This is a genomic window from Arthrobacter sp. 35/47, from assembly GCF_000520475.1.
Classification (GTDB): Bacteria; Actinomycetota; Actinomycetes; order Actinomycetales; family Micrococcaceae; genus Arthrobacter_D; species Arthrobacter_D subterraneus.
In genome coordinates this window covers 160571-180103 of sequence record NZ_KI914582.1, presented here as the reverse complement: position 1 = coordinate 180103, position 19533 = coordinate 160571, and the positions used below count along the sequence as shown (strand labels likewise).

Sequence of the window (19533 nt, the reverse complement as noted above, 5' to 3'; positions counted from 1 at the left end):
AGAGGCGGCGGCAGTCCCTCCAGCAATGTGCCGCCCGTAACGTGGTGGTGTGAGGCACCGAACACGCCACGAGGGTTGTAACAGGTGGGTCACACGCACGGGGCGCTGCTGCGGCGGGCCTAGACTTTCACCCATGAGCGTGGATAGCGAAGCCAAAGCAACACCAGACATCAAGCCGAGAAGCCGTGCCGTCACAGACGGTATGGAGCGAGCGCCTGCCCGCGGCATGCTGCGGGCAGTGGGGATGGGGGATGACGATTTCGTCAAGCCCCAGATCGGCGTCGCCAGTTCGTGGAATGAGATCACCCCCTGCAATCTCTCCCTGAACCGTCTCGCCCAGGGCGCCAAGGAAGGCGTACACGCGGCCGGGGGTTTCCCGATGCAGTTCGGCACCATTTCGGTCTCCGACGGCATCTCCATGGGCCATGAAGGCATGCACTTTTCCCTGGTCTCCCGTGAAGTGATCGCCGACTCGGTGGAGACCGTCATGGAAGCCGAGCGAATTGACGGCTCGGTCCTGCTGGCAGGCTGCGACAAGTCCTTGCCGGGCATGCTGATGGCGGCGGCCCGCCTGGATTTGGCGAGTGTCTTCCTGTACGCCGGATCCATCATGCCCGGGTGGGTGAAACTGGAAGACGGCACCGAGAAGGAAGTCACGCTCATCGACGCCTTCGAAGCCGTCGGAGCGTGCGCAGCGGGAAAGATGTCCCGCGGGGACCTGGACCGCATCGAACGTGCAATCTGTCCCGGTGAGGGCGCCTGCGGCGGCATGTACACCGCCAACACCATGGCCTGCATCGGGGAAGCCCTCGGGATGTCGCTGCCCGGCTCTGCCGCACCGCCGTCAGCTGACCGGCGTCGTGACGAATTCGCCCGGAAGTCCGGCGAGGCCGTGGTCAACCTGCTGCGCCTCGGCATCACGGCGCGCGACATCATGACCAAAAAGGCCTTCGAGAACGCCATCGCCGTCACCATGGCATTCGGCGGTTCGACGAACGCCGTCCTGCACCTGCTCGCGATTGCGCGTGAGGCCGACGTCGACCTCACGCTCGACGACTTCAACCGCATCGGCGACCGCGTCCCGCATCTGGGGGATCTGAAGCCCTTCGGTCGTTATGTCATGACTGACGTGGACAAGATCGGCGGCGTGCCCGTCATCATGCGTGCGCTTCTTGACGCCGGTCTCCTCCATGGGGACGTTCTCACCGTCACGGGCAAGACCCTCGCCGAGAACCTGGAGTCCATCAATCCGCCGGACCTCGACGGCAAGATTCTGCGGGCAATGGACAACCCGATCCACAAGACCGGCGGCCTGACCATCCTGCGCGGTTCACTTGCTCCCGAGGGAGCAGTCGTGAAGTCCGCCGGCTTTGACGCCGAGGTCTTCGAGGGCACGGCCCGGGTCTATGAGCGGGAGCAGGGGGCCCTCCAGGCGCTCGCCGCCGGTGAAGTGAAGGCTGGCGACGTCGTCGTCATCCGCTATGAGGGGCCCAAGGGTGGTCCGGGCATGCGCGAGATGCTGGCCATCACCGGCGCGATCAAGGGCGCCGGCCTCGGCAAGGATGTACTCCTGCTGACGGACGGCCGGTTCTCCGGTGGTACCACCGGCCTGTGTATCGGGCACGTCGCTCCGGAAGCCGTGGACGCCGGTCCGATCGCGTTTGTCCAGGACGGCGACCGCATCCGCGTGGACATCCCGAACAAGACCTTCGACCTGCTGGTGGAGCCGGAGGAACTTGAGCGCCGCAAGATCGGCTGGGAGCCGCTTCCTGCTCGCTACACCAGGGGAGTCCTGGCAAAGTACGCGAAGCTGGTGCACTCAGCGTCTGAGGGTGCCTACTGCGGGTAGTTCTTTCCGCATCACCGCAGATGACGACGGCGGCGCCCAGCCGCCGTCGTCCGCTTCAGTTAGTGTCCAATAACTGGAACTGCTGTCTCATATAATGAGACAGCACGCGGTCCGGTTGACACTCTTCGCGGGGGAGTGAAAACTACAGGTATGCAGCTCGTATCCGTAGTCCTAGTTACCAAGCGCGTGGCCTAAAAGCCCCGACTGGTACGTCTACGTCACGCGCAAACCCCTCGCAGAGCCCACCAGGCTGAGGGGTTTTTTTGTTCCCACCGAACAATCCCGCGCAGAACATTTTGTGCAGCGAATACGCTGTGCCGGATACAAAGGAAGTTCAAGGATGTCCAAGGGATCGCCCATCAGCCCAGCGCTGATGGCAGCCAAGCAGCCCACTCCGGCGGCACCGGTCCACCAGTCGGGCAGGGACGCGGCAGCTTCTGCCGCCCACCCCAACCCCGTCCTGGGACCGAACCGGGTGGTTCCACCCACCCAGATGACCGGTTCCGAAGCGATCGTCCGGTCCCTTGAGGAACTTGGCGTGGATGACATCTTCGGTCTTCCGGGGGGTGCAATCCTTCCCACCTATGACCCGCTGATGGCCTCGAGCAAGCTCCGGCACATCCTCGTCCGCCACGAGCAGGGCGCCGGCCATGCAGCTCAGGGATACGCGATGGTGACCGGCCGCCCGGGTGTGTGCATCGCGACTTCCGGACCCGGCGCCACCAACCTGGTCACAGCGATTGCCGATGCGCACATGGACTCGGTGCCCATGGTCGCCATCACCGGTCAGGTTTCCAGTGCAGTCATCGGGTCGGACGCTTTCCAGGAAGCGGACATCGTCGGTATCACCATGCCGATCACCAAGCATTCCTACCTTGTGACCAAGTCCCAGGACATCCCGCGCGTCCTGGCCGAGGCTTTCCATATTGCATCCACGGGACGGCCCGGGCCTGTGCTGGTGGACATCGCCAAGGACGCCCAAGTGGGCCCCATGACCTTCTCCTGGCCGCCGAAAATCGATATTCCTGGCTACCGCACGGTGGTGCGCGGGCACTCCAAGCAGGTACGTGAAGCGGCCCGGCTCATCATGGCCTCGGAGCGTCCGGTGTTCTACGTGGGCGGCGGAGTCATCAAGGCACACGCCTCCGCTGAGCTGTTGGAACTGGCCGAGCTCCTCGGCGCGCCGGTGGTCACCACCCTGATGGCGCGCGGCGTCTTCCCGGACTCGCATCCGCAGCACGTCGGTATGCCGGGCATGCACGGTTCGGTCTCCGCTGTGACCGCGCTTCAGCAGTCAGACCTCCTGATCACACTGGGTGCGCGATTCGATGACCGGGTCACCGGCGTCCTGTCGAGCTTTGCACCCGGGGCCAAGGTCATCCACGCGGACATTGACCCGGCTGAGATCTCCAAGAACCGCACCGCTGACGTGCCGATCGTCGGGTCGGTGAAGGAAATCATCCCGGAGTTCACGGCTGCCCTGAGCGAGCAGTTCGCCGCCAACGGCGCACCGGATTTCAGTGCATGGTGGACCGTGCTGAACCGCCTCCGCGAAAGCTACCCGATCGGGTTCACCCAGCCCGAGGACGGACTCTCCGCTCCGCAGCACGTCATCCAGCGCATCGGTGAACTGACAGGTCCGGAAGCGGTGTACGCCGCCGGCGTCGGCCAGCACCAGATGTGGGCAGCCCAGTTCATCAAGTACGAGCGACCCCACGCCTGGCTGAACTCAGGAGGCCTGGGCACCATGGGTTACGCCGTTCCGGCAGCCATGGGCGCGAAGGTCGGCAACCCGGACCGCGTGGTGTGGGCGATCGACGGCGACGGCTGCTTCCAGATGACCAATCAGGAACTCGCCACCTGCGTCATCAACAACATCCCCATCAAGGTCGCGGTGATCAACAATTCATCCCTCGGGATGGTGCGGCAGTGGCAGACGCTCTTCTATGAGGGCCGCTACTCCAACACTGACCTGAACACGGGCCACAACACGGTCCGGGTTCCCGACTTCGTCAAGCTGGCCGACGCCTACGGCTGCGCCGGGCTGCGGTGCGAGCGGGACGAGGACATCGATGCCACAATCCAGCAGGCTCTCGAGATCAACGACCGCCCCGTCGTCGTCGATTTTGTGGTCAGCCGTGACTCGATGGTCTGGCCGATGGTGCCCTCAGGCGTCAGCAACGACCTCATCCAGATTGCCCGCAACATGACCCCGGACTGGGAGCAGGAGGACTAACAATGGCCCGTCATACCCTTTCCGTCCTGGTCGAGGACGTCCCCGGCGTTCTGACCCGCGTCGCGAGCCTTTTCGCGCGGCGCGCCTTCAACATCAACTCACTTGCCGTCGGCCCCACCGAAGTGACCGGAATGTCCCGGATCACCGTTGTGGTCGAGGCTGAGGGTGACCTGCTGGAGCAGGTCACCAAACAACTGAACAAGCTCATCAACGTCATCAAGATCGTCGAGCTCGTTCCCGAATCGTCCGTGCAGCGCGACCACATCCTGGTCAAGGTCCGCGCGGACGCCGCAACACGGCTGCAGGTAACCCAGGCAGCAGATTTGTTCCGTGCTTCAGTGGTTGACGTGTCCACCGACTCGCTGATCATCGAAGCCACCGGCACCGCCGAAAAGCTCTCCGCACTCCTGTCAGTGCTGGAGCCGTTCGGTGTCCGGGAGATAGTGCAGTCAGGGACGCTGGCAATCAGCCGCGGCGCAAAGTCCATGAGTGACCGGGCGCTGCGCAGCGCCTAGCCCGCCGCGCAAAGACCCATTCAGTACCCGAAATCCAAGCTTGTTCACGACCGGTGAGCAGCAGAATCACATCACAGGAGAAACACAAGTGACCGAGTTGTTTTACGACGACGATGCAGACCTTTCGATCATCCAGGGCCGCACCGTGGCTGTCATCGGGTACGGCAGCCAGGGCCACGCTCACGCGCTGAGCCTTCGCGATTCCGGCGTCGACGTCCGCGTCGGCCTGAAGGAGGGCTCCAAGTCCCGTGCCAAGGCAGAAGCCGAGGGCCTCCGGGTCCTGAACGTTGCCGACGCCGTAGCGGAGTCGGACCTCGTCATGGTGCTGACCCCCGACCAGGTCCAGCGGCACGTCTACGCCGAGGACATTGCTCCCAACCTGCAGGCCGGCGACGCGCTCTTCTTCGGCCACGGGTTCAACATCCGCTACGGCTACATCCAGCCGCCGGCCGATGTTGATGTTGCGCTTGTTGCGCCCAAGGGACCGGGCCACATCGTGCGCCGCGAGTTCGAAGCCGGCCGCGGCGTTCCGGACCTCATCGCCGTTGAGCAGAACCCGTCCGGCAAGGCACGTGAACTGGCCCTGTCCTACGCCAAGGCCATCGGCGGAACCCGCGCCGGCGTCATCGAGACCACCTTCACCGAGGAGACCGAGACCGACCTGTTCGGTGAGCAGGCAGTCCTCTGCGGCGGCGCATCCCAGCTCATCCAGTACGGCTTCGAAACCCTCACCGAGGCCGGTTACAAGCCTGAGGTCGCCTACTTCGAGGTGCTCCACGAGCTCAAGCTGATCGTCGACCTGATGGTTGAGGGCGGCATCGCCAAGCAGCGCTGGAGTGTCTCGGATACCGCGGAGTACGGCGATTATGTCTCCGGCCCGCGCGTCATCGACCCGAGCGTGAAGGAGAACATGAAGGCGGTCCTGGCTGACATCCAGTCCGGTGCCTTCGCGAAGCGCTTCATTGATGACCAGGACGCCGGAGCACCGGAGTTCGCCGAGCTTCGCAAGAAGGGTGAAGACCACCCGATCGAGGCCACCGGCCGCGAACTGCGCAAGCTGTTCTCCTGGATCAAGACCAACGACGACTACACCGAGGGCTCGGTAGCGCGCTAGCACCGCCATACCTTCACCCACCGGCCGAGGTCACCCCTGAAGTCTGGTCATCCCCTTGCGGGGTGGCCCGGGCGGGCGGGGTGGCTTCGGCCGCTATAGGTTGTGGCACCAGTCTCACCTGTGCCCGGATAACGGGTAACAAAGTGGGCGTCCCGGCAGGCCAAACTAGACTTGCAGAGACCCGACCAAACCGCTCGACCGATACTCTGCCCAACGCATCGCGAAGGATCACCCGTGCAAAAACCAGTAGTTCTCCTTGCTGAGGAACTCTCGCCCGCAACCGTGGATGCCCTCGGACCCGACTTTGAGATCCGTCAGACCGACGGAGCCGACCGGTCCAGACTGCTGGGAGCCCTCGCGGATGTGGACGCGATCCTCGTGCGATCGGCAACCCAGGTGGACGCTGAGGCTATTGCTGCAGCCCCCAATCTTAAGGTCATCGCCCGTGCGGGCGTAGGCCTGGATAACGTTGACATCAAGGCGGCCACGCAGGCCGGCGTGATGGTTGTCAACGCCCCGACCTCGAACATCATTTCCGCTGCCGAGCTGACGGTCGGCCACATCCTGAGCCTCGCGCGTCACATCCCGCAGGCCAGCGGGGCACTCAAGGGCGGCGAGTGGAAGCGCTCAAAGTACTCGGGTACCGAACTCTACGAGAAGAAGATCGGAATCATCGGCCTGGGCCGGATCGGCGCGCTGGTTGCGGCACGCCTCCAGGGGTTCGGCACCGACATTCTGGCCTATGACCCGTACGTGACCTCCGCGCGCGCTGCCCAGCTCGGCGTGCAGCTTGTCACGCTCGACGAGCTGTACGCCGAATCCGATTTCATCACCATCCACATGCCTAAGACGCCGGAGACCGTCGGCATGCTCGGCGCTGCCGCCTTCCAGAAGATGAAAAGCAGCGCCTACGTGGTGAATGTGGCCCGTGGTGGGCTCGTCGATGAGGAAGCGCTCTACACCGCGCTGAAGGAAGGGCAGATTGCGGGCGCAGGCGTGGACGTCTTCGTCAAGGAACCCAGCACCGACCTTCCGTTCTTCGACATGGACAACGTTGTGGTGACCCCCCACCTCGGAGCCTCCACCGCCGAAGCGCAGGAAAAGGCTGGCATTTCCGTCGCCAAGTCTGTCCGCCTTGCACTGGCCGGTGAACTTGTGCCCGACGCCGTCAACGTGGCCGGCGGTGTGATCGCATCTGATGTGCGTCCCGGCATCCCGCTGATGGAGAAGCTGGGCCGGATCTTCACCGCGCTGACTCATGATTCGCTCACCCAGATCGAGGTCGAGGTTGCGGGAGAGATCGCCTCACTCGATGTGAAGGCGCTGGAGCTGGCGGCGCTGAAGGGAGTGTTCACCGACGTCGTGTCCGAGCAGGTCTCCTACGTCAACGCTCCGGTCCTTGCAGAACAGCGGGGCATCAACACGCGCCTCGTGACAACAGACCAGTCAGATGAGTACCGCAATGTCCTGACCATTCGCGGCGCTCTGTCCGACGGCTCGCAGATCTCGGTTGCAGGCACGCTCACGGGGCCAAAGCAGATCCAGAAGCTCGTGGGGGTCAACGGCTACGACCTGGAGATCCCCATCAGCGAGCACCTCGTGGTGATCCTCTACCAGGACCGCCCCGGTGTGATCGGCACGCTCGGCCGGGTGCTGGGGGAGCACGGCATCAACATTGCGGGCATGCAGGTCGCGCGCAACAAGGAGGGCGGCCAGGCGCTGTCCCTGCTCACCGTCGACAGCTCGGTCCCGCAGGAAGTCCTCGAAAGCCTGAAGGAAGCCATCGGCGCCTCCGTTGCGCGGGAGGTGGACCTGCAGGACTAGTTCTGCCTCCGTCGTGAAGGGCGGCGGCCGTGAAGGGCGGCGGCCGCACCAGGTGTGCGGGCGCCGTCGTTCGTTTAACGACGACGACGGTGGCAGGCGGTCATTCTGAGGGCGCCGTGGGCCACACCACGGTGGCCCGGATCTCGTCGGCGGGCAGGGGCCCGAACTCCCGGGAATCAATGGAGGCCGCGCGGTTGTCGCCCATCACGAAGACGTGCCCGTCCGGCACCGTGACGGGGCCGAAGTAGGTCCCGTCGATGCGGGAGTGATCAACAAACGGTTCGGGTACAGCCACGCCGTCGACGACAAGGCGGGCGTCCTCAATGGCGACTGTCTGCCCGCCCACAGCCACGACCCGCTTGAGCACCGTTCCAGGCCCCGCCGGATTGGCGAATGAGACGAGGGAGCCCGAAACAGGTTCGGCGTGCCGGTAGAGCAGCACCACGCTCCCCTCGGGAATGGTCGGCTCCATGCTCGACGATGAGACCCAGAGAGGCTCAAGAACCCAGAGCCGGAGCACCACCAGCACCGCCGACACCGCAAGAACGGCGATCACTGATAGATGCCGCCGACGCCGGGAAGCCAGCGGCGGCACGGCAGCCGTTCCGGTGCCGCTAGCCATACGATCGCTCGCCCATGGTCCGCCTCTCCATCTCTTTGTTACTTGATCCTCCGCCCGCCTGCTTGGGGAAACCATGAACCCTCCAAGGAATTCATAACGCTCGTACGGGACTCTTGCGGCACCGGCGGAAGTCCGTCGGATTCGGTCTTGGGAGGAATTATGGGAAGGGCGCACCACTCGTCGGAGGAGTACCGGGCTGCACAGACGCAGCCGTCAGGGTTCCGATTCCGGCGCACACTCGCAGCACTCACATCACTGGTAATGCTCACAGGCGTCGGCCTGCCCCTTGTCGCGGCTCCCGCGCAGGCGGCGCCGGTGGGGCAGGGATTTGACGTCACACCATCGGACCTGGCGTTCATCCTGAAGCAGATCAAGATTGCCGAGGCACACGTACGCAACACCACTTCGGAGACCGGTCCCTGTGGGGCGCTTGTGGGGTCCGGACCTGACCAGGTTCCAGGTCCGCTAGTGTCCTGGGGCTTGCGCACCGTGGACGGATCCTGCAACAACCTCCAGCCCGAACGGGAAGACTTCGGCGCATCCAACCGGGCATTTCCACGCATGACCAATCCCGAGTTCCACGCGGCCGAAGATGGCACAATCATTCGTCAGCCGGGTCAGACCACCTACGACGGCACGGGGCACGTGGTTGATTCGCAGCCACGGGTGATCAGCAACCTCATCGTGGACCAGACATCCACGAATCCCGCCGCCGTAGCCGCCGCACAGTATCCCGTCCGCAGCCAGGGCAACGAAGGCGTTGTCCCCTGTGACGCAGATGGGCTTCCCGAGGGATGCGTGCCGGCCGGCGAGACGCTGTTCATTCCCAACATCACCACTGACGTGGGTCTTTCACCCCCGTACAACTCCCTTTTCACCATCTTCGGCCAGTTCTTCGACCATGGTCTCGACCTAGTGAACAAGTCAGGAAGCTCCGTATTTATCCCACTCAAGGCGGACGACCCACTGATCGCCGGCCCTGACGGCGTCATCGGAACGGACGACGACGTTCCCGCCCAGCAGCGTTTCATGGTCCTGACCCGCGCTACCAACCAGCCCGGTCCCGACGGGGTGCTCGGCACCGCCGACGACATCCGCGAGGCAACCAACCGCACCAATCCCTACATCGATCAGTCCCAGACCTACAGCTCCGACCCCTCGCATCAGGTGTTCCTGAGGGAGTACGCAAACAACGCGGAAGGTAAGCCGGTATCCACCGGGCGGCTCCTGGAGTCCGCCGACGGCGGCATGGGAACCTGGGCAATGCTGAAGGCACAGGCGGAAACAAAGTTGGGCCTGAAGCTCGCTGACTCAGATGCGCTGAGCATCCCGATGATCGCCGTTGACCCGTACGGGAAGTTCATCCCGGGGCCGGCCCACGGCCTGCCCCAGTACGTCACTGCTGAAGGCCTTGTCGAAGGCAACGTGGCCGTACCGGTGCCGGTACCCAGCAACGGACTGCGCATCAACGAGGCCTTCCTCGATGACATTGCCCACAACGCCGTGCCGAAGCCGGGTCTTCTTCCTGACGAGGACACTGTGATCAATCCGCCGGGTGCCCCGTCAAAAACTCACTATGACGATGAGATGCTGAACGTGCATGTGGTCGCCGGCGATGGCCGCGCAAACGAGAACGTCGCGCTCACCATGATCCACCAGGTGTTTCACTCCGAACATAACCGCCTCGTTGACGACATCAAGCAAACGCTTGAATCGGACACCTCTTCCCGTGGCGTCGCAGCTCTGGCCGAATGGAAGAGCGTTGCAGGCGCTGCCGGCTGGAACGGCGAGCGCGTTTTCCAGGCCGCCCGGTTCGTGACAGAAATGGAATACCAGCACCTGGCGGTCGAGGAGTTCGCACGGAAAGTGCAGCCGCTCATCGAACCATTCGGTACCTATCACGATGATGTGGATCCGGCCATCACCGCAGAGTTCGCCCACTCTGTCTACCGCTTTGGGCACTCGATGCTGACTGACACCGTCTCGCGGACCAATGCCGACGGCTCAACAAACGACATTCCACTGCTGCAGGCCTTCCTCAACCCTCCGGAATATTTCAACGGCGGCACGGCAGGCAAGCTGACCTCCAAGGATGCGGCAGGTGCAATCGCGATGGGAATGTCTGACCAGGTCGGCAACGAACTTGATGAATTCACTACGGATACACTGCGCAACGCCCTGCTGGGACTGCCGCTGGACCTGGCCGCAATCAACATCGCACGAGGCCGCGAAACCGGCATACCGTCACTGAACAACCTGCGCAAGCAGCTGTACAACACCACCAATGACAGTCAGCTGAAGCCCTACACCAACTGGATTGACTTCGGGCTGAACCTGAAGCATCCTCAGTCACTGATCAACTTCGTCGCTGCGTACGGTCTGCACCCCACCATCACCGGAGCGAGTACTGCTGCTGACAAGCGGGCCGCGGCCACGTTGCTGGTCAACCCGCCCATTGACGCCGCCGAAGGATCCATACCGGCCGATGCACAGGATTTCATGGGTTCTACCGGCACATGGGCCAATGACGGGGGAGCATCGAAGACTGGTCTCGACAGGGTGGACCTGTGGGTGGGCGGACTCGCCGAGCGCACCAACCTGTTCGGTGGGCTGCTCGGATCGACCTTCAATTACGTCTTCGAGCAGCAGATGCTCGATCTCCAGAACGGTGACCGTTTCTACTACCTGATCCGTACAGGAGGAATGAACCTTCTGGGTCAGCTGGAAGGCAATTCCTTCGCGGAAATCATCATGCGCAACACCAATGCGCACAGCTTGAAGGCGGACGTGTTCTCTACGTCGGACTGCAAATTTGAGCTGAGCCGGCTGCAGTTCTCCGGAACGACGGTCCTGGATGACCCGCTGTCGGAATGCAACGAGGAAGCTCTCCTGATCCGCATGCCCGACGGTACGATCCGTTACCGGACGATGAATACGGTGGACCCGGCGGGGCTCAACGGTCAAAGTGTCTATAACGGAACCGCGGAAGCCGACCGCATCTGGGCCGGCGTCGACAATGACACGATTTTCGGTAACGGCGGCAATGACATCCTCGAAGGCAACGACGGCGCGGATACCATTTTCGGCGGCGAGGGTGACGACATCATCACCGATTCCGCCGGTGACGATGTTCTCCTCGGCGGTCCCGGCCACGACGCCCTGGACGGGGGCCCGGGGCTCGACCTGATCCTGGGCGGGGCAGGAAAAGATTTCATCAACGGCGGAGCCAACACCAACGACGTCTTCGGCGGCGAAGGTGACGACTTCATCATCGCCGGCGGCGGCAACGACATGGCGCGCGGTGACGCAGGAAGCGACTGGATCCAGGGCGGAGAGGGTGCAGACCTGCTCATGGGTGACAGTGGAGCTCCGTTCTTCGACGATCCGAACGATCCTGGCCATGACGTCCTGATCGGTGGGAACGGCGACGATGACTACGACGCTGAGGGCGGTGACGACATTATGCTCGCCGACGCCGGCATCGAGCGGAACGCCGGCGCAGCCGGGTTCGACTGGTCAATCCACCAGCTTGATCCGCTAGCTGCGGACGCCGACCTGACACTCAACCTGCTGGGCGTCCCGCTCCCCGCAGCCGTCCTTCGGGACAGGTATTCCGAGGTGGAGGCACTGTCCGGCGCACACCGCAACGACATACTCCGCGGGGACAACGCAGTGCCGCGGCTGGTCGAGGGCGAAGGGTTCTCCGGCCACAACTGGCTCGACGCCGACGGCGTAGACCGCATCCAGGGGCTCGCAGAGCTGCTCCCGGCAGGTGCCACAGACAACGGCAAGGTCTGGGGTGAGGGAAACATCATCCTGGGCGGCGGCGGTAGCGACATCCTTGAAGGCCGCGGGGGCAACGATATCCTCGACGGTGACAAGGAACTGCGGGTGCGGCTGAGCGTCCGGAGCGACGTGAATGATCCCGCTACCGAGATCGGCACAACCACCGGAATGGACAAGCCCTACCTGGCGGGGAGCTCACGCACGCTTCAGGCTGCGGTCTTCGCCGGTGAAGTGAACCCCGGAAACATCGTCATTGTCCGGGAGATCGTCGACGGTGGGAAACCGGGCGACGTGGACGCGGCCATCTTCTCGGATCTCGAGCAGAACTACACGGTGACCACCGTCCCCACCGGCGCTGTCCTGGGCTCCCCGGGCAGTGTGACCACCGTGACCCACCTCGGCGACGATCCGGACGCCCTGCCGGCGCTCGGCGTCGGCGATGGTGTGGACACCCTTCGGAACATCGAAAAGCTGCTCTTCGCGGACTCCCAGGCACCCGGAGTGCCCGAGGTCGCTGCGGCAACGGCCGGTGACCGCTCGGCCACAGTGGAGTGGGGTGCGCCGATTTCTCCGGTCACCACCTACGAGGTCCGTACCGTGGATGCCAACGGCGCAACGGTCGGCACGCTTCGCCAGGTGTCCGGCAATGAAACCAGCACGGTGGTGACGGGCCTGGTCAACGGGCAGGCATACCGGTTCCAGGTGCGCGCAGCCAATGAACTGGGAACCAGCGCCTTCTCGCCGCTGTCCGCAGCGGTGACTCCCGACGTCGTCCCCGCCGCTCCGACTAATGTCGCCGGCGCGGGAGGCGACGGGACGGTCAGCCTCTCCTGGTCGGCTCCGGCCGCCAACGGAGGCACGGCAGTCACCGGGTACAAGGTGCAGGTGCTCGTCGGAGAAGCCCTGGTTCAAACCATTCCTCTCACCGGGACGGCAACAACGACGGACATCTCCGGACTTGCCAACGGCACGGCCTACACCTTCAGGATGCTGGCGGTCAATGCACATGGCGAGGGTGCACTTTCGGCTCTGTCCGCTCCCGTGACGCCACAGGGCGTTCCGGGCACTCCCGCAATCGGCGAGCTTACGCCGGGTGATGCATCGGTGACCGTCCGCTGGACGCCGCCCGAGTCCGACGGCGGCTCGCCCATCACCGGATATGCGGTCCAGGTGGTCGGTCCCGACGGTCAGCCGGTCGGCGCACTGAGGACGGCCGGCGCAAGCGCGACCAGCCTTGTAGTCACCGGCCTGGGCAACGGCACCGCCTACCGGTTCCAGGTGCGCGCAGCCAACGCACTGGGCAGCGGCGGTTTCTCGCCCCTGTCCGGCCCGGTAACGCCCACCCGGGCGGAGTTGAAGGAGGATTTCAACGGTGACGGCGTCGCTGACCTGGTTGCCCGTGACAGCAACGGAAGGCTGTGGCTGTACCCCGGGAACGGGACGGGAAGCCTGCAAGCCCGGTCGCTGATGGGAACGGGCTGGCAGGGGATGCGCAGCATCATCGCCACCCGCGACTTCAACGGTGACGGTCGCGCAGACGTCATCGCCTATGACTCCAGCGGGCGGCTGTGGCTCTACCGCGGCAATAACGCCGGCGGGCTGCTGAACGGACTCCAGATCGGCAACGGCTGGGCAGGCTTCACGCTGACCGCTCCCGGTGACTTCAACGGTGACGGCAGGTCCGACCTGCTGGCCCGGGACTCCTCGGGCAGGTTGTGGCTGTACCCCGGAAACGGAGTCGGCGGGTTCGCCTCGCGCAGCCAGGCCGGCAGCGGCTGGAGCGGATTCCAGATGACCAGCACCGGTGACTTCAACGGAGACAGCCGCTCTGACCTCATCGCCTCCGACAGTGGCGGCCGGCTGTGGCTGTACCCGGGGAACGGAACCGGCGGGTTCGGATCCCGGTCGCAGTTCGGCAACGGCTGGACCGGCTACACCCTGGTCGGCATCGGTGACCTCACCGGCGACTCGCAGTCCGACCTGGTGGCCCGCGACTCCGCGGGCGGGCTGTGGCTCTACCCGGGCACGGGTACGGGGAGGGTTGGCACCCGCGCACAGATCGGCAACGGGTGGAGCAGCTACCTGATCGCCTGATCCCGTAGGGAATTGCACAGGGGAAGGACCATGGCGGATTACCCGCCATGGTCCTTCCCCTGTGGGTGGGGAGCAGGTACACAATGCAGCAATGCCGCGATGCAGCAATGCCGCGTTCCGGAGGGGATAAATCGGTGCTGACAAAAAAGGGTTCCTGCCCCATGAGGCAGGAACCCGGTGAAAGGTCATCCAACCCGCCGTCCCTATCAGCCGGCGGGTGGCACTCCTACGCTGCGGACATCGCCCGGAGCAGGAACGAGTTGATGACGTGGGTGGCTTCCCGAAGGGACTGGCGGACAATCTGCGGTGCTGCTTCGGCCGCCGGTGTTGGCGTCCTGCTGAGCTGGCCGTGGAGAACAAGCAGTGCAGAGAGAACGTCGGAGAGTTCTCCTTCATTCTCCGCGGTAGCCTGCAGGAGCCGCGCGTGTGCTGCCTTCAGCCCCGGACCCGGCGCACAGCCAAGTTCCCGGACCATGGCCCTGCGGCACTTCTCATAGCACTGCAGGCCCTCGGCGTACCGTCCCGTACGCTCGAGGCCGGCAATCCGGGCCTCCCAGGCACGTTCGTTCAGAGGATCCATCGTCAGGGCCTTCTGGGCCCAGTCGATGGACTCGGAGACGGCTCCCAGCGCTGCCGCCGTTTCTGCCGCAAGAACCGTCGCTTCGAGCACGCGGGAATTGTGAAGCTCGCGCTCATCCTCCGCCCACGCCGGCAGCAGCTCGTCGCCGAGCAGCGGGGCCGTTGCGAAGCCCAGCGCTTCCTGAAGAAGCTGCAGCGCGGTTTCCGGTGCGCTCTGCTGGGCCAGGCGCAGAAGCTGGTCAAAGCGGAAGACATCAAGATCCACCATGGCCCCGTCCATCACATAACCGCCGGTGGTGGTACGCAGGGGGCCGAGTTTGCCGCTGCCCGGCTGGATGTTCCGGCGCAGGACGCTGACGTAGCTTTCAAGCGTCGGGAGAGCCTCTGCCGGCGCATGTCCCTCCCAGAGGACCTCGATGAGGCGATCCTTGGAGACAGGGGTACCCAGGCTCAGGAGGAGGATCTCCAGAATCTGGCGCGGCTTTGGTCCACCGAGGGTCCGGGCGTTGAGTACGGTATCGCCGCGCCGGATCCGCAGCGAGCCGATCAGCTGGACCGTCAGGAAGGCAGGCACACCCGGTGCGTCCACAGGGGACCCGGAATGTGAGGGTGAGAAGGTATCTGACTGCAACATGGCGAGACCTCGTCCTTTGTGCTTCGAATGATGAGATCAACGCTAGGGACGTCCGAAACACCGATCACGAGTAGGGTCTACCCGAAAATATGCCCCCGAACCTTCCGGATTCAGGGGCACTACTCGAATGTTCACAGGTATTGGTCCGGGTAGGTACCTGAGTAGCGTGCGGCGCTACTCAGGTGCGCTCATTGACCCGCGGTGTGGTGTTCGGTTCCGAGAGAGAGGCGGGTTTCGCCGCCGTCACTGAGTACCAGCGCAAGCGCCTGGTTCGGAATCTCGAAGACCAGGGTGGCGTCAATGCTTTCGCCCTGCTGCGCCGTATGGCTGGACGGCGATGCCCAGACGACCCGGGGTTCGCCGGTGCCCAGGCCGTCAATGAAGTAGTCGGAGGCCCGGAAGCTGATGCCGTCCGGTTCGAGGGCGGTCAGTTCGAGGAGCACACGGACGCGGTGTGCGCCGTCGGGCACCGCAGCTTCCAGGGCGGCGCCGTTGGCCGGAGGCTCCCAGCCGTCCGATTCCAGGGGCAGGATTCCATTGATGCGGGCGATTCCTCCGTCGACAGTGTCAGAGGCGCCGAGCAGGACGGGCGGTTCCTCCTCCACGCTGTTGGTCAGCAGCCATGCCGCCCCGCCCGCCATCCCCGCAACCAGCACGGCGGGGACCAGAATCCGGTGGCGGGGAACGGTGCGGCGGGGGATGACGCGGCGGTCGTCAAGTTGCTGTGCCATGCAAGTAGTGTTGTCGGACCACCATGGGAAAACCATGATTGCCTGGCCTGGAACGCAATGATGCGACAACCAACCGGTGGCAGGGTAACTTTCTAGGGTGAGTTCTGCGCAGAAGCCCCCGTTCTACATCACCACAGCCATCACCTATCCCAACGGCGTGCCCCATATCGGGCATGCGTACGAGTATGTGGCCACAGACGCCATCGCGCGGTTCAAGCGCCTGGACGGATACGACGTCATGTTCCTGACGGGCACCGATGAACACGGCATGAAGATCGCCCAGACCGCCGAAAAAGAGGGCATCACCCCCAAGGAACTGGTGGACCGGAATGCGGCCGTCTACCAGGCGGCGCACGCTGACCTCGCCATCACCTACGACCGCTTCATCCGCACCACCGATGAGGACCACTACGCCGCGTCGCAGGACCTCTGGCGCCGCATGGAAGCCAACGGGGACATCTATCTCGACAAGTACGCAGGCTGGTACTCGGTGCGGGACGAGGCGTATTACACGGAGGAAGAGACGGAACTCCGCGAGGACGGCATCCGCTACTCGACCGATACCGACACCGAGGTGACGTGGACGGAGGAAGAGAGCTACTTCTTCCGCCTTTCCAGCTACCAGGACCGCCTGCTCGCCCTCTATGCTGACCAGCCCGAGTTCGGCGCACCGCAGTCCCGCTTCAACGAGGTCATCAGCTTTGTGAAGCGCGGCCTCGATGACCTCTCGATCAGCCGCACCACGTTCGACTGGGGAGTGCCTGTACCCGGCAACCCCAAACACGTCATGTACGTGTGGGTGGACGCGCTGACCAACTATCTTACCGGCGTCGGATATCCGGACACGGAATCGGAGCAGTTCCGCAAGTACTGGCCCGCGGACGTGCACGTGATCGGCAAGGACATTTCCCGTTTCCACGCCATCTACTGGCCCGCCTTCCTGATGTCCGCGGGAATCGAACTGCCGAAACGCATCATGATTCACGGTTTCCTGCATAACAAGGGTGTCAAGATGTCGAAGTCGCTCGGCAACGTCATCGCGCCCAAGGACTGGATGGATCAGTACGGCCGGGACCAGATCCGCTTCTTCCTGCTGCGCGAGGTGCCTTTCGGCGCGGACGGATCCTACAGCCATGAGGCGATCGTCTCCCGCATGAACTCGGACCTGGCGAACAACCTGGGGAACCTTGCGCAGCGGTCGCTGTCAATGGTGGCGAAGAACTGCGATGGACTGGTGCCTGCGCCGTCGTCGTTGTCCGACGCCGACCAGCAGATGCTGGCGGCCGCCAACACACTCCTGGATTCCTGCAGGGCCGCGTTCGGGAAGCAGGAGCTGTCCCGCGCGCTCGAGGCGATCTGGACGGTACTGGGTGATACCAATGCCTATTTCGCCGAGCAGCAGCCGTGGGTCCTGCGGAAGACGGACCTGGACCGGATGAACACGGTGCTCTACGTGACCCTTGAGGTCCTGCGGATTGTGTCCATCCTGGTGCAGCCAGTGATGCCCGACGGCGCCGCGAAGCTCCTCACTGCACTGGGGCAGGGGACAGGCGATGACGACGACGCCCGGCGCTTCAGTGCAATCACCACGCCGTTGGTGCCCGGAATCGCGCTGCCGGCGCCGACGCCGATCTTCCCGAAGTACGAGGAGCCTGCCGACGCGTGACCGATGTGGCAGGACACGCCGGTTTAGGTCTACCAAACGGGGTGTGTCCTGCCGAATCACCGGGTGGAACGGTGCAGGTCAGGCGCGGAAACGCTCCGCAGCAGTGGAACACATGATGGCCGCGATCTCCTGCTGCTGGCCCCGGGCACGCTCCGCAAGGTGGGAAAGGCGTTCCCGGTCGTACTTGGGGAATGACCAGCCGTCATCAAGCAGCGCCAGCAGCGTTTCCCACAGAGCCTCCTTGCCGCGAACCAGGCTCTGAAGCGCTTCGAGCTCCAGCTGGGCGCCCGGGCCGTTCTCGCCTCCGCGTATATTGAGCGGATTTATCCGGGCGACGGCCGCACCCGCCTGGGCGAGGAGCATTTTCGCTGCGTTCGGCGTGTGCCCCTGCGCTTCGAGTGAAGCCAGCAGTTCCGAGCGCTCACCGGAAATCTCCTCATGCAGATGTGTGAGGGTTTCCCCATGGGGCGTACCCTCCCAGGTGTCCGCGGCTTCTTTGAAGAGCCGAACACCGCTGGTTGCGCCGAGCAGATGGTCCTCAAGGTAGCGGAACAGCCATTGCCGTTCTTCCTTGGTGGGTGTCCTCACATGGCCTCCTGGTTTCACTACAGTCCACGTCCGCGGACCGTGAAGTAATCTTTGCAGGTCAGGGCGGTCGGGCCAACGTTCCCACGCGCAGGCTACCGCCGGCGTCTCAATATACGAAACGGAATTGTCCGGGATGCGGGATGGTTGCCTAGGCTGATCCCATGACTTCAAAAAGCATCAATGTGGCAGTGATTCCCGGGGACGGCATCGGACCGGAGGTCATCGCCGAGGCAGTGAAAGTACTCCGGGCAGCGACGGCCGCTGTGGACACCGAACTCAGCCTCACCGAATACAAACTCGGAGCCGAGCACTGGCTGGCAACGGGTGAAACGCTGTCAGCCGAAACGCTGGAACAGCTGCGCAGCCATGACGCCATCCTCTTCGGCGCAGTGGGAGCGGCCCCGGGGGATACCCGCATTCCCTCGGGCCTCATCGAGCGCGAGATGCTGCTGAAGCTGCGCTTCAGCCTCGACCACTACGTCAACCTCCGCCCCTCGAAGCTCTATCCCGGCGTGCCGAGTCCCCTGGCGAATCCGGGTGCAATCGACTTTGTGGTGGTGCGCGAAGGCACCGAAGGCCCGTACGTCGGTAACGGCGGGGCGCTGCGCACGGGAACACCGCATGAGATCGCCACGGAAGTTTCGGTGAACACGGCCCACGGTGTCGAGCGGCTGGTCAGGGACGGATTCCGCCGGGCGAACGAGCGCAGCAGGAAGCATCTCACGCTTGTCCACAAGCACAACGTACTGGTGCACGCCGGGCACCTCTGGAAGCGCACCGTCGAAGCTGTGGCAGCGGAGTACCCCGAGGTCACCCACGACTACCTCCATGTCGATGCGGCCATGATCTTCCTGGTCACGGACCCCTCCCGGTTCGACGTCATTGTCACCGACAACCTGTTCGGCGACATCATCACCGATCTCGCCGCGGCAGTGACCGGCGGCATCGGTCTTGCCGCGTCCGGGAACATCAACATGGACCATACCGCGCCGTCGATGTTCGAACCGGTCCACGGCTCGGCACCGGATATCGCCGGGCAGCAGAAGGCGGATCCGACGGCAGCGATTCTCTCTGCCGCGCTGCTGCTTCAGCATCTGGGTCTGGCCGGGCAGGCGGCACGCATCGAACAGGCGGTGGAACACGACGTCGCTACCAGGGCGGGCGCGACTCGCACCACCGCGGAAATCGGCGATGCCATTGCGGCGGCGATATCCTAAGCTGGTTAGGACCCATTAACTCGACCAACCGTCAGAGTGCATCCCGGAAGGGACCACCGTAGGCGCCCCTGTCCGTCG

12 protein-coding genes are annotated in these 19533 nt (G+C 64.1%); 8 read left to right on the top strand and 4 right to left on the bottom strand.

Features of this window, described 5'->3' with window-relative positions:
* The first annotated feature begins 133 nt into the window (after positions 1-133).
* From ilvD to serA, 5 genes are all read left to right on the top strand, one after another.
* Positions 134-1849 carry a dihydroxy-acid dehydratase gene (gene ilvD / locus X803_RS0102360; protein WP_026543871.1) on the top strand — a complete coding sequence of 572 codons (1716 nt, stop codon included), beginning with the start codon at positions 134-136 and terminating at the stop codon, positions 1847-1849.
* Between the two features lie 340 nt (positions 1850-2189).
* Positions 2190-4085, top strand: coding sequence for an acetolactate synthase large subunit (locus X803_RS0102355; protein WP_026543870.1), 1896 nt, complete (start codon positions 2190-2192; stop codon positions 4083-4085).
* A gap of 2 nt (positions 4086-4087) precedes the next feature.
* Positions 4088-4600, top strand: a complete 513-nt coding sequence (gene ilvN / locus X803_RS0102350) for an acetolactate synthase small subunit (protein WP_026543869.1) — start codon at positions 4088-4090, stop codon at positions 4598-4600.
* 88 nt (positions 4601-4688) lie between these two features.
* A complete protein-coding gene (gene ilvC / locus X803_RS0102345; RefSeq protein ID WP_026543868.1) occupies positions 4689-5714 on the top strand; it encodes a ketol-acid reductoisomerase in 1026 nt (341 codons plus the stop codon).
* 234 nt (positions 5715-5948) lie between these two features.
* Positions 5949-7538: a phosphoglycerate dehydrogenase gene (gene serA, locus X803_RS0102340; RefSeq protein WP_026543867.1), complete on the top strand. Its 1590-nt coding sequence runs from the start codon at positions 5949-5951 to the stop codon at positions 7536-7538.
* Positions 7539-7638: 100 nt separating this feature from the next.
* Here serA and lepB read toward each other — a convergent pair whose 3' ends face one another.
* A complete protein-coding gene (gene lepB / locus X803_RS0102335; RefSeq protein ID WP_084033284.1) occupies positions 7639-8160 on the bottom strand; it encodes a signal peptidase I in 522 nt (173 codons plus the stop codon).
* A 261-nt stretch (positions 8161-8421) separates the two neighbouring features.
* Between lepB and X803_RS17300 the strand changes: the two genes are divergently transcribed.
* Positions 8422-14040: a peroxidase family protein gene (locus X803_RS17300; protein ID WP_253907374.1), complete on the top strand. Its 5619-nt coding sequence runs from the start codon at positions 8422-8424 to the stop codon at positions 14038-14040.
* Between the two features lie 226 nt (positions 14041-14266).
* Here X803_RS17300 and X803_RS0102325 read toward each other — a convergent pair whose 3' ends face one another.
* Together X803_RS0102325 and X803_RS0102320 are read right to left on the bottom strand one after the other, a co-directional pair.
* Entirely contained in the window at positions 14267-15253 is a 987-nt protein-coding gene (locus X803_RS0102325) for an AfsR/SARP family transcriptional regulator (RefSeq protein WP_084033280.1), read from the bottom strand.
* Between the two features lie 188 nt (positions 15254-15441).
* Positions 15442-15984, bottom strand: coding sequence for a hypothetical protein (locus tag X803_RS0102320; protein WP_051470368.1), 543 nt, complete (start codon positions 15982-15984; stop codon positions 15442-15444).
* A 97-nt stretch (positions 15985-16081) separates the two neighbouring features.
* Here X803_RS0102320 and metG point away from each other — a divergent pair, with 97 nt between their 5' ends.
* Positions 16082-17650, top strand: coding sequence for a methionine--tRNA ligase (gene metG, locus X803_RS0102315; protein WP_026543863.1), 1569 nt, complete (start codon positions 16082-16084; stop codon positions 17648-17650).
* Positions 17651-17728: 78 nt separating this feature from the next.
* On the opposite strand, the gene X803_RS0102310 is transcribed toward metG, so the two are convergent.
* Positions 17729-18238, bottom strand: a complete 510-nt coding sequence (locus tag X803_RS0102310) for a hypothetical protein (protein WP_026543862.1) — start codon at positions 18236-18238, stop codon at positions 17729-17731.
* A 161-nt stretch (positions 18239-18399) separates the two neighbouring features.
* Between X803_RS0102310 and X803_RS0102305 the strand changes: the two genes are divergently transcribed.
* Complete coding sequence (locus tag X803_RS0102305; RefSeq protein ID WP_026543861.1) at positions 18400-19455, top strand: 3-isopropylmalate dehydrogenase; 1056 nt, start codon at positions 18400-18402, stop codon at positions 19453-19455.
* Positions 19456-19533: the final 78 nt, after the last annotated feature.